11 protein-coding genes are annotated in these 12,964 nt (G+C 66.3%); 5 read left to right on the top strand and 6 right to left on the bottom strand.

What is annotated here, in order from left to right; translation table 11 throughout:
* The first annotated feature begins 93 nt into the window (after window positions 1-93).
* Window positions 94-1,845: a PE-PPE domain-containing protein gene (locus C6A82_RS20980; protein ID WP_142406028.1), complete on the top strand. Its 1,752-nt coding sequence runs from the start codon at window positions 94-96 to the stop codon at window positions 1,843-1,845.
* A 520-nt stretch (window positions 1,846-2,365) separates the two neighbouring features.
* Complete coding sequence (locus C6A82_RS20975; RefSeq protein ID WP_105347726.1) at window positions 2,366-3,412, top strand: YncE family protein; 1,047 nt, start codon at window positions 2,366-2,368, stop codon at window positions 3,410-3,412.
* On the opposite strand, the gene C6A82_RS20970 is transcribed toward C6A82_RS20975, so the two are convergent.
* Genes C6A82_RS20970 through C6A82_RS20955 form a run of 4 tightly spaced genes read right to left on the bottom strand, consistent with a single transcriptional unit; the run spans window position 3,409 to window position 6,714 of the window.
* A complete protein-coding gene (locus C6A82_RS20970; protein WP_105347725.1) occupies window positions 3,409-4,098 on the bottom strand; it encodes a response regulator in 690 nt (229 codons plus the stop codon). The genes C6A82_RS20975 and C6A82_RS20970 overlap by 4 nt on opposite strands.
* Window positions 4,095-5,651 carry a sensor histidine kinase gene (locus C6A82_RS20965; protein ID WP_311101452.1) on the bottom strand — a complete coding sequence of 519 codons (1,557 nt, stop codon included), beginning with the start codon at window positions 5,649-5,651 and terminating at the stop codon, window positions 4,095-4,097. Before C6A82_RS20965 ends, C6A82_RS20970 begins: the two co-directional genes overlap by 4 nt.
* On the bottom strand, window positions 5,648-6,556 hold the full coding sequence (locus tag C6A82_RS20960; protein ID WP_105343975.1) for an alpha/beta fold hydrolase: 909 nt from the start codon (window positions 6,554-6,556) through the stop codon (window positions 5,648-5,650). Before C6A82_RS20960 ends, C6A82_RS20965 begins: the two co-directional genes overlap by 4 nt.
* Complete coding sequence (locus tag C6A82_RS20955) at window positions 6,553-6,714, bottom strand: hypothetical protein (RefSeq protein ID WP_158261620.1); 162 nt, start codon at window positions 6,712-6,714, stop codon at window positions 6,553-6,555. Before C6A82_RS20955 ends, C6A82_RS20960 begins: the two co-directional genes overlap by 4 nt.
* 105 nt (window positions 6,715-6,819) lie before the next feature.
* Here C6A82_RS20955 and C6A82_RS20950 point away from each other — a divergent pair, with 105 nt between their 5' ends.
* Complete coding sequence (locus C6A82_RS20950; protein WP_105343977.1) at window positions 6,820-8,193, top strand: cation:dicarboxylate symporter family transporter; 1,374 nt, start codon at window positions 6,820-6,822, stop codon at window positions 8,191-8,193.
* A 57-nt stretch (window positions 8,194-8,250) separates the two neighbouring features.
* On the opposite strand, the gene C6A82_RS20945 is transcribed toward C6A82_RS20950, so the two are convergent.
* Window positions 8,251-8,577 carry a hypothetical protein gene (locus C6A82_RS20945; protein ID WP_105343980.1) on the bottom strand — a complete coding sequence of 109 codons (327 nt, stop codon included), beginning with the start codon at window positions 8,575-8,577 and terminating at the stop codon, window positions 8,251-8,253.
* A 205-nt stretch (window positions 8,578-8,782) separates the two neighbouring features.
* Here C6A82_RS20945 and C6A82_RS20940 point away from each other — a divergent pair, with 205 nt between their 5' ends.
* Together C6A82_RS20940 and C6A82_RS20935 are read left to right on the top strand one after the other, a co-directional pair.
* Entirely contained in the window at window positions 8,783-9,931 is a 1,149-nt protein-coding gene (locus C6A82_RS20940) for an alpha/beta fold hydrolase (protein ID WP_311101450.1), read from the top strand.
* 58 nt (window positions 9,932-9,989) lie between these two features.
* Window positions 9,990-11,621, top strand: coding sequence for a long-chain fatty acid--CoA ligase (locus tag C6A82_RS20935; protein ID WP_105343984.1), 1,632 nt, complete (start codon window positions 9,990-9,992; stop codon window positions 11,619-11,621).
* A 76-nt stretch (window positions 11,622-11,697) separates the two neighbouring features.
* On the opposite strand, the gene C6A82_RS20930 is transcribed toward C6A82_RS20935, so the two are convergent.
* Window positions 11,698-12,888 (bottom strand): lipid-transfer protein, encoded by a 1,191-nt coding sequence (locus tag C6A82_RS20930; protein ID WP_105343986.1) that lies wholly within the window; start codon window positions 12,886-12,888, stop codon window positions 11,698-11,700.
* Window positions 12,889-12,964 lie beyond the last annotated feature (76 nt).

Genomic DNA, 12,964 nt, shown 5'->3' with positions numbered 1-12,964 from the left:
CTCTGGGGGCCTGCTGTGCGCCGTCTCTTTTACTCCGTTGCTGTGGTCGTATTCGCGCTTGCTTCCACGGTCGTGCTGGTAAGCCTGCAGACGATGACTGCGCTGGTCGCGCTCACCGCTACCGCTCTGATCATGGGTGGCACCGGGCATCCGCTGAGCACTCCGCTGGACACGCCGGAATTCATCGACGGCTACACCACCGACGCCAACAACGACTACATCGTGCTCACCGGATTCTGCGGTAGCGACGCCTGCACCCCCACCGCCGTGAGCACACCCGAGCAATTCATGCCCGTCTCCGGTGTGATGCCGTTCGACCAATCCGTCGGCCAGGGTGTCGTCAATCTGGACCAGGCGATGAATGCGCAGCCCGCGGGCGAGTCGATTGTGGTGTTCGGCTACTCCCAGAGCGCACGCATTGCGTCGATCCAGAAGGGCAACCTGGCGGCGGCGGGTTCGACGCTGCCGGCGTCATTCGTGTTGATCGGAAACCCGAACCGGCCCAACGGCGGTATCCTGCAACGCTTCGAGGGCCTCACGGTGCCTTTCGCGGGCATCACATTCGACGGTGCCACGCCCACCAACACCGATTTCAAGACCGTCGACATCACTCGCCAGTACGACGGCTGGTCCGACTTCCCCAACAACCCGCTCAACCCGTTTGCGACGGCGAACACCGTCGCGGGCATTCACTACCTGCACGGCGACTATCAGAGTGTCGGGCTCGGCGACGCGCTGTATCAGGGTGCCTACGGCGACACCGATTACTACATGATCCCGAGCCAGCGCCTTCCGTTGCTGATGCCGCTCACCGAGGCAGGGGTGCCCAGTCCGCTGGTGACGATGGTCGATGCGCCGGCGCGGGTGCTCGTCGAAGCCGGATACAACCGGACGATCAGCCCGGGCGCACCGACGCAGGCGAGCATCCTGTACTTCCCCAATCCGGTGACGACAGGGATGAACTTCATCATCGCGATCCCGACCGGCATGGATGACGGCGCCCAGGAGGCCGTCAACATCCGTCCGTTCGGAACGGCGCCGATCGATCAGCGCAGTCCCTACGGCGTGGGCGGTCCGCCGGTCAATGCCGGCTCCTTCGACACGAACGGGACGCCGCTGGCGTCAGCGCCGGAGCCTGCGGCGGCCACGGTGCCCGACACCACGGCCCTTGCCGCCCCGAAGCAGGGGCCGTCGCTGCCGACCGCACCCCAGCCGGCGGCCGCCCCGACCGCGCCGACATCGCCGACATCACCGCTTACCGCGCCGACCGCGCCGACCGCGCCGACATCGCCGCTCACCGCACCGTCGCCGATCACGGAGAAGGCGCCCGCGACACCGGGCGCCGGACCGTCCGCGGGATGGTGGAAGCCGGCCCCGCTGGCGAAGCCCGACCCGGTCGAGGCGGCGAAGCCCGCGCCGTTGGACATGCCGAAGCCCGCACCCGCCGACCTGCCCAAGCCGGTCGATCTGCCCAAGCCGGTCGAGCTGCCCAAGCCCGTCGAGCTGCCCAAGCCCGTCGAGCTGCCGAAGGCTGACCTGCCGCGGGCCGACATCCTGCCGAAGGTCGTGCCGCCGAAGATCGATCCGCCTGTGCGGGCGCCGATTCCGGACCTGCCGGAGCCGGCGGCCGTCCCGGTCCCGGCGTTCGTTCCGCCGGAGTTGCCGGCCGCGCCGGTGGCTCCGCCCGTGCAGGCGCCGGTGCTGCCGGAACTGCCGGTGCTGCCCGCAGCGCCTCCACCGCAGCTGCCCGTGCTGCCTGCGCCGCCGCCCATGCCCGCGCTGCCGCCACCGCTGCCGATGCCGGACTTCGGAGCGATCCTCGGAGGGATCCGGCTGCCGTTCTAGCGCGCGCGAGGGATCAGGAGACGATTTGACCTTCGGAAGATTCGTCCGGCCTCGCGCCCGGGTGTCCCAGCGAACCTCCGCGGTGTGCCGATGACGGCATGACGCCCGAAATGTGCGGTGTCCTGCACAGCGGCGAATTCGATCGCGAGACGCGACACGAGTTTGCTGGAACGGCGCGGTGTGTTCTGCATCTCATTTTCCGGCCCAAAACTAAGAATTCGTTATTCAACCTCATGCGTCACATTGTCGTTTCGGGCTTGCCGAGACCGGATAACACCACTTCAGTGGGCTGATAGGCCTTGCTGGGGCAGGGTCACGAATTCATAACGAAAAGTTTCTTAAGCGTGGCCTGAGACAATTAAAGGAGTCGTCGACAATCGCCGGACAATGCTTCTCGGCGAGTGAATTTTCGTCGCTACACTCGACCGGAGCCTGCGCACACATTGCGTAGCAAGACGTATGTCATTGCCGGACGAAGCCACAACCGGCACAAGCACTGATGAACAGGGCAAATACTGTCATGCACAAGAACACTGTCCCAGCGGACGCGACCGAGACCACGGTAGAACCGGACTTCGCCATGCTCGGCTCGATCGACGTCGAACGCGGCCCGATCGCCGACCTCGCTGTCACCGCCGACGGCACCACCGTCATCGCTACCCACTACGGCGACGGCTGCGTCTCGCTCATCGACGCCTACGCATTGACCGTCGACGCCGACATCGAGATGGCAGCGGTGGAACCGCACCTGGTGACCGCCGCCGAGAGGCGCGCCTACGTCACGATCTCCGGGCACCAGTACGACTCGGTCGCGGTGATCGACACGGTGAACAAGCAGGTCATCGCCAACTACCCCGTCGACGGTGTCGCCACCGACGTCGCGGTGAGCCCCGACGGCACGCGCATCTTCGCCGGCCTCGCCGGAGACCGCTTGGGTCTCGCGGTGGTCAACACCTTCGGTCGGACGAACACCATTGACCTCGCCGACGGCGCAGGCCGCACGGTCGACGCCGTGCGCGTCAGCCCCAACGGCCGCTTCGTCTACGTCGCCACCTCCGATGCCACCAGCGGCAGACTGCTGGTCGTCGATGCCGCCAAGGGGCTCACGATCCGCCAGGTGCCCATCGCGTCGCCGATCCGGGATGTCGTACTCAGCCGTGACGGCGCCTTGGCGTACGTCGCCAGCTTCGACCCCCACTGGGGCGGCTCCGTCGACGTCATCGACACCGCGATCGACGAGATCACCGCCAAGGTCGGGATCGGTGGCGCGCCGATGCAGATGGCGCTCAGTGCCGACCGCGCCCGCCTCTACATCGCCGACTACGAGCACGTCGCCGTGCTCTGCACCGAGACCAACTCGGTCATCGAGCGGCTGACCGTGGTCGACGCGCCGTCCGGTGTCGCGATCAGCCCCGACGGCACACGCCTCTACATCGCCGACCACACGGGCGCCATCACGGTCATGTCCGTTTCGGTGGATTCGAGCGAAGCCGCGACCGAGCAGCTGATCAACGTGCATGTGGGTGCAGCACCTCAGTTGCGCGCCCCGCAGCCTGTCGGCGTCTAGCGCCACTCATAGCGGGTTTTCGGCCTGCCCGCCTTGCCGTAATCGGTGTGCCGGGTGACTGTGCCTTCGTCGGCGAGGCGTTCCAGGTAGCGCCACGCGGTCACTCGTGAAACGCCGACTGCCTTTGCGACCGCATCCGCGGTGATTCCGTCGGCGGAATCGCGTACCACACGGGCGATCTCGTCATTCGTGCCCGCGGCCGCACCCTTCGGGGCGGCGGATCGGTAGGTGCCGATCCGTAGTTCGGCCAGAGCACGGTCGACTTCTGCCTGGCTGGCCGCATCGGTGCCCGCAGGCAACGCTTCCCGGTAGCGTTGGTATCGCTCCAGCCGGTCGCGGAACGCCGCGAACGTGAACGGCTTGAGCAGATAGGCGATTGCACCATGGCCGACGGCGGCCCGCACCATCTCCAGATCCCGCTCGGAAGTAATCGCGATGATGTCGGGTGCTGGGCGCAGCCCCGACAGGGCGGAGGCAAGGGCGATGCCGCTGGCGTCGGGCAATCCGATGTCGAGCAGCACGAGATCGATAGGCGTCTCGTTGGCCGCCGCATCGGTGGCGGCGCGCATCGCATCGCGAGCGGTGTGGGCCACCGATGACACCGAAAAACCCTCCAGCCGTTGCAGATAACTTTGATGTGCCTCCGCGATCAACGGCTCGTCCTCGACGATCAACACCTTGATCACGAGTCGCTCACCGTCACCGTGACCACCGAGCCGTAGGTCACGTCGGCGGTCAGCGTGCCGTTGTGACGCTTGACGACCTGCGCCACAAGGGCCAGCCCGAGGCCGTGCTGTTCGGCGTCGGATCCCGACTTCGTCGAATAGCCGCGCTGCATCGCCTTTTCGAAGGTTGCGGCGTCCATGCCGGAACCACTGTCGGCCACCCGGATGAGCAACCTGCTGTCGACCTGGTTGACGGTCACCTCGACCCACGGATCTTCGCGGTCGCACGCGTCCATGGCGTTGTCGATCAAGTTTCCCAGCACGGTCACCATCTCCTGGCCGGACAGCGGCACGTCGTCGGCGTTGAACGGCAGGTGGGTCTCCTCGGTGACCGATAGCTCGATGCCGCGTTCGTCGGCCTGCGCCGTCTTCCCGAGAAGCAGTGCGACAAGCGCAGGCTCGCCGACGTCGGTCGACAGTCGGTCCACCAGTCGCTGGGAGAGCTCGAGCTCGTTGGTCGCGAATGTGACGGCTTCCTCGGCGCGCCCCATTTCCACCATGGTGATCACGGTATGCAGCTTGTTGGCTGCCTCGTGCGCCTGCGACCTCAGTGAGTCGGTCAGCACCTGCAGCGAGCTGAGTTCGCCGAGGGCGCCTTGCAATTCGGTGCGGTCGCGGATGGTGACGACTTCGGAGTCCTGGGATCGATTGTCGACCTGGGACCGGTTCACCACCAGCACGCGTTCGTCGGTCACGTGCACCTCGTCACGGGCGCCGGGGTTGTAGGTGCGCAGGAACTCGGGCAGATCCGAGCGGGTGACGGGACCGGGCGGGAGCCCGAGCAGCCTGCGCGCCTCGTCGTTGACCAATGCCACGCCGGTGCGGTCGAGAACGATGAGCCCCTCGGACACCGAATGCAGTATCGCGTCGTGGTGCTCGTACATCACCCGTAGCTCGTCGGGTCGCAGCCCATGGGTCTGGCGGAGCAGACGACGCCGGATGGCCCACACTCCGACAAGCGAGATCGCCAGCGCCGCAACGCTCACCACCGCAATCGTCAGCCACTGCGATCGCCAGCGGTCCGCCAGCGTCTGCTGCGTGATACCTGCCGCCACGAGGCCGACGATCGTGCCGGAGTCGTCGCGCACAGGCACGATCGTCCGGATGGACGGGCCCAGCGTGCCGGTGTACACCTCGGTGAACGTGTCCCCGCGAAGCGCGGGTTCGATGGAACCGAGGTAGTGTCCGCCGATCTGCTGGGGGTCGGTGTGCGTGAAGCGGGTGCCGTCGGGCGACATGATCGTGATGAACGCGATGTCGGTGTTGGTGCGAACCGCTTCTGTGACGGGCTGCAAAATCTCTGTGGCCCTTCCGGATTCGATGGCCGCAGCCGTCGATGGCGAGTCGGCCAGCGCCGTCGCGATGGCGACGACCTGCTGGCGTGCGGCGGCATCGCCGTCCTGGCGGGCGTCCAGAAGTGCCAGGCCGCTTCCGGCCAGAACGACGACGGCGATCACCAAGATCTGCAAGGCGATCGCCTGTCCGGCCAGCGACCGCGGCCACCACTTGCTCACGATGCGCCCAACTCCTTGGCGGCGACAGCGAAGATCTCCTCGCCGGCACCGATCGCGACGAAATGACCTGCCCCCTCGACGGGATGCCACACGGCGCCGGGCATCGCGTCGGCGACCGCCCTGTTGATCGGGTCGGGCACGAGAGCGTCGTCCATGCCCTGCCACAGGTGCACCGGCCGCTCGATCGCACCGACATCGAAAGCCCGACGCCGATAAAGCAGTTCGGCGTCGCGGACAAGGCCCTCGGACCCTTGGACGAAGCATCCGGCACAGGAGTCGCCGAAGCCTTTGGCGATCTTCGGGTCAGACAGCAGCCGTTGGTCGTACTCGCTGACGGTGTTTCGGATCTGCTTTACGAAGTTGTTCTGGAACCGTCTGGCCGACACCCCGAGCGCGGCATACATCAGCCGGAAGCCGGGTTCGAAGCGCAACGCCAGGGAGCCGCCGAACGCGTCGACCTTCGAAAGGTATTGCGCCGCCGAGTTGTCTCTGAACGCGCCGTAGCTGCCCGGAGCGATGCTGCTCACGTGGTGAAGGCGGGCGGGGTCGATGTAGGCCGCCGCAGCCAGCGCCCACGGCCCGCCCTCCGACCAACCCGTCACGCCGAACGTCTGACATTCCAGCGCGTCGGCGATTGCCACCAGGTCGTCCGCCCAGCCGGAATAGGTCCGCACCTTCTGGGTACTGGACTGACCCATGCCGGGACGGTCCACGCAGATCAGTCGCAACCCGTTCTTCGCCGCGGCGGCCGCCAGCAGGCGCGCCTCGAGCCTGCTGCTGGGGCCGCCGTGGTTGTGCATGACCAGCGGCCCATCTGGATTTCCGACTTCGAGATACGCCAGCTGCCGACCATCGGCGGTCGTCACCGAAGCGGTCACATCGTCAATGAAAGCAGTTCGCGTCATTGCACATGGTGATTCCCGGCAGCCCGCAGCGCGTGCATATTGGTCATCCCGGTTCCGGGATTCCCCACCCGATCTGGCTCGCTGACATAGTGCGCGTTGGCGAGAGCCGGCCCGGTGTGCGCCGAGTACAGATCAGGTGCGGCCTTCATTGCGCTCATGGCCCAGGCGGCTGAACGTAATGAACTAAAACGTGACCTGGCTCACCGGCTGGCAGAACCTGAGTGCACATCACATTCGATGTCGACCTTGGAGGTAAGCAGCACATGTCAGTCATTGACCACCAGCCCCCGGTATCCGATCCGGCGGATCCGCCGCGTCGCAAGGACCGCACCCACTGGCTCTACATCGCGGTGATCGCCGCGGTGGTCGTCGGTGTCGCGGTCGGCATACTGGCTCCCGAGGTCGGCAAGAGCGTCGGCGTACTCGGCACCATGTTCGTCGCGCTGATCAAGATGATGATCGCGCCGGTCATCTTCTGCACGATCGTGCTCGGCATCGGGTCGGTCCGTAAAGCGGCCACCGTCGGCAAGGTCGGCGGCCTCGCGTTCGTCTACTTCCTTGTGATGTCGACGTTCGCGCTCGCGATCGGTCTCGTCGTCGGCAATCTGATCCACCCCGGCAGCGGCATGAACCTGACGGAGGGTGCGGGTAAGGGCGCCGAACTCGCCGAGAAGGCGCACGAGTCCGGCGGACTGATGGACTTCGTCCAGGGCATCATTCCCGACAGTCTGTTCTCGGCGCTGACGTCGGGCAGTGTGCTGCAGGCGCTGTTCGTCGCGCTCCTCGTCGGGTTCGCGTTGCAGGCGATGGGCAGCGCGGGGGAGCCGGTCCTTCGTGGCATCGAGCATCTGCAGAAGCTGGTGTTCAAGGTGCTCGTGATGATCCTGTGGCTGGCCCCGATCGGCGCATTCGGTGCCATCGCCAACGTCGTCGGGCAGACGGGCTGGACCGCCGTGGCGCAACTGTTGACGCTGATGCTCGGCTTCTACCTCACCTGCGTGCTGTTCGTCTTCGGCGTGCTGGGTTCGCTGCTGCGCGTGGTGGCCGGTGTGTCGATCTTCAAGCTGGTGCGCTACTTGGCCCGCGAATACCTGCTGATCTTCTCGACGTCGTCCTCGGAGTCCGCGCTGCCTCGGCTCATCGCCAAGATGGAGCACCTTGGGGTGGATCGCAGCACCGTCGGAGTTGTCGTACCGACCGGCTATTCGTTCAACCTGGACGGCACCGCGATCTACCTGACCATGGCCTCGTTGTTCATCGCCGATGCGATGGGCAGCCCGCTGTCGGTCGGCGAGCAGATCGGGCTGCTGGTGTTCATGATCGTCGCCTCCAAGGGCGCGGCAGGTGTCACCGGCGCAGGCCTGGCCACGCTGGCTGGCGGCCTGCAGAGCCACCGTCCCGACCTGCTCGACGGAGTCGGCCTGATCGTCGGCATCGACCGGTTCATGTCCGAAGCTCGCGCGGTCACGAACTTCTCCGGCAACGCCGTCGCCACGCTGCTCGTCGGGTCGTGGACCAATACCGTCGACAAGGACCAGGTCGATACTGTGCTCCGCGGCGACGATCCGTTCGACGAGCTGACCATGGTCGACGAGGACCACACGCCGCGCGACGAACGCGTCCCCGCCCCGGTGTAGGCCGCACAGACAAGAAGGCCCGGCCGGTCCGCCACCGGCCGGGCCTTCTTCCGTCGTCTAGCGGCGGTTGCAGTCCAGCGTCACCGATATCGACTGGCTGACCGTCTCCAGAACCAGCGCGCGGTCGTCGCCGAAGCCGTTGTTGCCGGGGCCGATGTAGGGCACCCACTGCTGCACCGACTTCGGGTTGCGCACGTTGGTTACCACACATTCACTCATCGGCGCACTGCCGCTGCGGTCGATGTTGACGGTGTACCCCTTACTCTGCAGGTCACTGATGACCTCTTGCGCGCTTCGCTCGTCGGCCGAGGCGATGCCTGCCGGCGCGGCCATCGCGGCGCAGGCACCCACCACCGCGGTAGCGAGCGTCATTTTCTTGCGCATAACCGCACCTCTCGTGATTTGTATTATCAATGATCCCCCAAATAGAGCGCGTGCGACAGCCATTTCGTTCCCAGCTGACTCGCCGGCTCTGACCAGGCACACGAACTGGCGTGTCCGTGAGGTCCGTCGCAGGTCGCGGCGACCGTAACCAACTCCACACCGGTGGAGGTGGCCAAGGCCCGTGAGAGTGGTTAACCATGACCCTGTGAGTCAGACATCGGTAGCTCGCCAACCGGATACGGCTACCAGGGTCCGGCTCTCCCACCACGTCATGACGCTCGACGACGGGCACAAGGTGGGAGTGACCGTCGGCGGCCAGGGTGTGCCGCTGGTGTTCCTGCACGGCATCGCCCTGAGCGGCCGGGCCTACGTGCGACTGTTGAGCCGGTTGGCGGGTATGGGGTTCCTGGTCGTCGCGCTGGACGCGGCCGGCCACGGCGTCACGCCCGACCTGCCCCGCAGCGCGGCCGACTTGAGCGATCGGGTCGACCTGACCCTGCGCGCACTCGATGCACTCGGTGTCCGCGAGGCTGTCTTCCTCGGCCATTCGATGGGTGGCCGGATGACCGTTCAGCTGGCCGCCGTCGCCCCCGAGCGGGTGCTGGCCGCGGTGCTGCTGAATGCCGCCGCGGGCTCGCCGTTCGACGAGTCCGTCCGCGCACCGCTTCGGTCGCCGCGCCGGGCCGCGCAGGCGTTGGTGAACGCGGCCTATGACGCGCCGCGTGATCCGAGCAGGCTGCCTGCGCCGGAACGCAAGCGCTACATGCGGCAGATGGCAGGTGCGCTCGCACGCAACGTGCGAACGCCGCTCGGGCTGCCCGGCGCCCTGCGAGCCATCATCGCGTCCGGCGATTCAACGCCGATGCTGGAGGCGATGCGCGAGCAGAACGTGCCGACCATCGTCGTGCACGGCGAACATGATCTTGTAGTCCCGTTTCGCAGCGCGCTCGACATGGCCGAGCGCACCGACGGCGCCCTGTACCGGGTGCCCGGCGCGTACCACTCGTGGATGCTGGCCAATCCGAGGCACGGGGCCGACATGGTGCGCCAGCTGCTCGACGCCGAGCTCGGCGACGCGCTCCGTGACAGCGCGCGGGGGCACGGCATCGTGGGCGTGCCCGGCGGCTGGCAGGCGCTGCTGGCCCCGGACTCGCCGTTGAAGGCGCTGGCGGACACGCCGCTGGAGGCCGTCGGCGAGGAGCCGCTCGAGCATGTCGAGATGGAGCGGCTCCGCAAGGCGCATCGGACGCCGAGCCGCGGTGTTGAGCGACGTATCCGCTGGTTCTTCCGGCGCCGTAAACCTGCATGGACGTCAATGAGCGGAACTGCCGACGCCGCTTTGCCAGCCGATTAGCATCTCCTCTATCTGACCGCGTCGGGCATGGCGCCCGGAGTCGGAGGGGGATAACTCGATGGACAGCACGATGCAGGACTTTCCGCTGACGATCACCGGCATCATGCGATACGCGTGCAATGTGCACGGCGACCGCAAGGTGACGACGGCAACCGGGGAGGGATTTCGACACCTCACCTACCGTGAGCTCGGCGAGCAGGCGGCCAGACTAGCGAATGCGTTGCGGCGCGTCGGTATCACCGGTGACCAGCGAGTGGCGACGTTCATGTGGAACAACGCCGAACACCTGACCGCCTACCTGGCCATCCCGTCGATGGGTGCTGTTCTGCACACGCTCAACATCCGGCTGTCGCCCGAGCAGATCGCCTTCATCGCCAACCAGGCCGAAGACCAGGTGATCCTCGCCAACGTTTCGCTGGTCGGTCAGCTTGCACCCGTTCTCCCGCTGCTGGAAACCGTGCACACCGTGATCGCGGTCGGCGAGGGCGACATCGAGCCCCTGACCGCATCGGGCATGACCGTGCTCCGATACGACGAGGTGCTTGCCGCGGAGTCGCCCGCCTTCGACTGGCCCGCTATCGACGAGAGGTCCGCGGCAGCGATGTGCTACACCAGCGGCACCACAGGGCATCCGAAAGGCGTTGTCTACAGCCACCGTTCGAGCTATCTGCATTCGATGGCGATGTGCGCCAATAGCGCAATAGGGGTGGGCTCCTCCGACAAGGTTCTTCCGATCCCGCCGATGTTTCACGCCAACGCATGGGGGTTGCCTTATGCCGCGTTGATGGCGGGTGCCGATCTGGTGCTGACGGACCGCTTCCTGGACCCGAAGTCATTGATCGATCTGATCGAGACGCAACGGCCCACTGTGGCCGGCGCCGTTCCGACCATCTGGAACGACGTGATGCACTACCTGGAGAAGGATCCGAATCACGACTTCTCGTCTTTGCGGCTGGTCGGCTGCGGGGGGTCGGCCGTGCCGACATCGATAATGAAGACATTCGAAGAGCGGTACGGCGTCCGGATCCTGCAACTGTGGGGGATGACCGAGACTTCGCCGCTGGGCACGGTGGCGCGCCCGCTTCCCGGAGTTCCCGAAGATCAGCAATGGGGGTTTCGCTCCACCCAGGGTCGGCCGGTGTGCGGCGTGGAGGCGCGGATCGTCGACGACGACGGCAATGCGCTTCCGCACGACGGCAAGGCGGTCGGCGAGGTGCAGGTCCGCGGCCCCTGGGTTACCGGCTCGTACTATCTCAACCAAGACGAGTCGAAGTTCGACGGCGGTTGGCTGCACACCGGTGACGTCGGCCGCATTGACCCCTTCGGCTACGTCACGCTGACCGACCGGGCCAAGGACGTCATCAAGTCCGGCGGCGAATGGATCTCGTCGGTCGAACTGGAGAACCACCTCATGGGCCACCCCGCGGTTTCCGAGGCCGCGGTCGTCGCGGTGCCCGACGAGCGCTGGCAGGAGCGGCCGCTAGCGGTCGTCGTCGTCAACGAGGGCGCCAAGGTGTGCGCCAAGGAGCTACGAGAGTTTCTCGGCGACAAGGTCGTTCGTTGGTGGCTTCCCGAGCGGTGGGCGTTCATCGAGGCGGTGCCACTGACCAGCGTCGGCAAGTTCGACAAGAAGACGATCCGCGCCCGCTACGCCGACAACGCCTACGACGTCATCGAGCAGCGCGACTGACTTATTGGCGTCGACACTGCACACACGGCGGAGAAGTTCGAGTAGCCGCCGCCGTCAGTGCCGTCTCGATGAGTGCCTACCGCTCGGCGCGCTGGTAGGCCGTCACCACCGCTGCGCCGCCGAGGCCGATGTTGTGCTGCAGTGCCGCCGCCACATTGTCGACCTGACGCTTGTCGGCTGCGCCCCGCAGCTGCCAGGTCAGCTCCGCGCACTGGGCAAGGCCCGTCGCGCCGAGCGGGTGGCCCTTCGAGATCAGTCCGCCGGACGGGTTGACCACCCAGCGACCGCCGTAGGTGGTGTCGCCGTTGTCGATCAGCTTCGGCGCCTCACCCTCTGCGCAGAGGCCGAGGGCCTCATACAGCAGCAGTTCGTTGGCCGAGAAGCAGTCGTGCAGCTCGATCACCTGGAAGTCGGCCGGGCCAAGCCCCGACTGGCCGTAAACCTGTTGAGCGGCCTGCACGTTCATGTCGTAACCGATGACGTTGCGCGCGCTGCCGTCGAAGGTGCTCTCGAAGTCGGTGGTCATCGCCTGGCCGACGATCTCGACGGCCTGGCCTGCGAGTCCGTGCTTGTCGACGAACGCCTCGCTTGCCAGGATCGCCGCGCCCGACCCGTCGGAGGTGGGCGAGCACTGCAGCTTGGTCACCGGATCGGAGATCATCTTCGCAGCGAGGATGTCGTCGAGCGTGTACTCCTCCTGGAACTGCGCATACGGGTTGTTCACCGAGTGCTTGTGGTTCTTGTAGCCGATCTTCGCGAAATGCTCTGCGGTGGTGCCGTATCGGCGCATGTGCTCGCGCCCCGCCGCGGCGAACATCCACGGTGCGACCGGGAATGCGAACTCGTCGACCTCGGCGAGCGCCTTGATGTGACGGCCCAGCGGCGACTCGCGGTCCTCTGCGCCGCCCTGCAGCGCGCCGGGCTGCATCTTCTCGAAGCCGAGCGCGATCGCACAGTCGACGAGACCGCCGCGAATCGTCTGTGCGGCCAGGAAGAGCGCCGTCGAACCCGTCGAGCAGTTGTTGTTGACATTGGCCATCGGGATGCCCGTCATGCCCAGTTCGTAAAGGGCACGGTTGCCCGACGTCGAGTCACCCGAGCAATAGCCGACGAAACCCTGCTGCACCTCGGAATAGTCGATGCCGGCGTCCTCGAGCGCTTTAGTGCCCGATTCGCGCGCCATATCGGGGTAGTCCCACCCCTCGCGGCGGCCCGGCTTCTCGAACTTGGTCATCCCGACCCCGACGACAAAAACCTTGTTCGGCATGTTCTGGTCCCTTCGCTGCACTGCGCGGTCGAGGTGAAACATAGCGCGGCGTGGCCCCGGCTGTGGAGTTAGGTAC

This window comes from Mycobacterium sp. ITM-2016-00318, from assembly GCF_002968285.2.
GTDB lineage: Bacteria > Actinomycetota > Actinomycetes > Mycobacteriales > Mycobacteriaceae > Mycobacterium.
The sequence above is the reverse complement of the archived record's forward strand: the minus strand, read 5'-3'. Positions and strand labels throughout refer to the sequence as shown.

Coding starts and splice junctions, on each gene's coding strand:
- C6A82_RS20955 (WP_158261620.1), bottom strand. CDS start 6,714: ATGAGCGCAATGAAGGCCGCACCTGATCTGTACTCGGCGCACACCGGG.
- C6A82_RS20960 (WP_105343975.1), bottom strand. CDS start 6,556: ATGACGCGAACTGCTTTCATTGACGATGTGACCGCTTCGGTGACGACC.
- C6A82_RS20980 (WP_142406028.1), top strand. CDS start 94: ATGACTGCGCTGGTCGCGCTCACCGCTACCGCTCTGATCATGGGTGGC.
- C6A82_RS20945 (WP_105343980.1), bottom strand. CDS start 8,577: ATGCGCAAGAAAATGACGCTCGCTACCGCGGTGGTGGGTGCCTGCGCC.
- C6A82_RS20950 (WP_105343977.1), top strand. CDS start 6,820: ATGTCAGTCATTGACCACCAGCCCCCGGTATCCGATCCGGCGGATCCG.
- C6A82_RS20930 (WP_105343986.1), bottom strand. CDS start 12,888: ATGCCGAACAAGGTTTTTGTCGTCGGGGTCGGGATGACCAAGTTCGAG.
- C6A82_RS20935 (WP_105343984.1), top strand. CDS start 9,990: ATGGACAGCACGATGCAGGACTTTCCGCTGACGATCACCGGCATCATG.
- C6A82_RS20975 (WP_105347726.1), top strand. CDS start 2,366: ATGCACAAGAACACTGTCCCAGCGGACGCGACCGAGACCACGGTAGAA.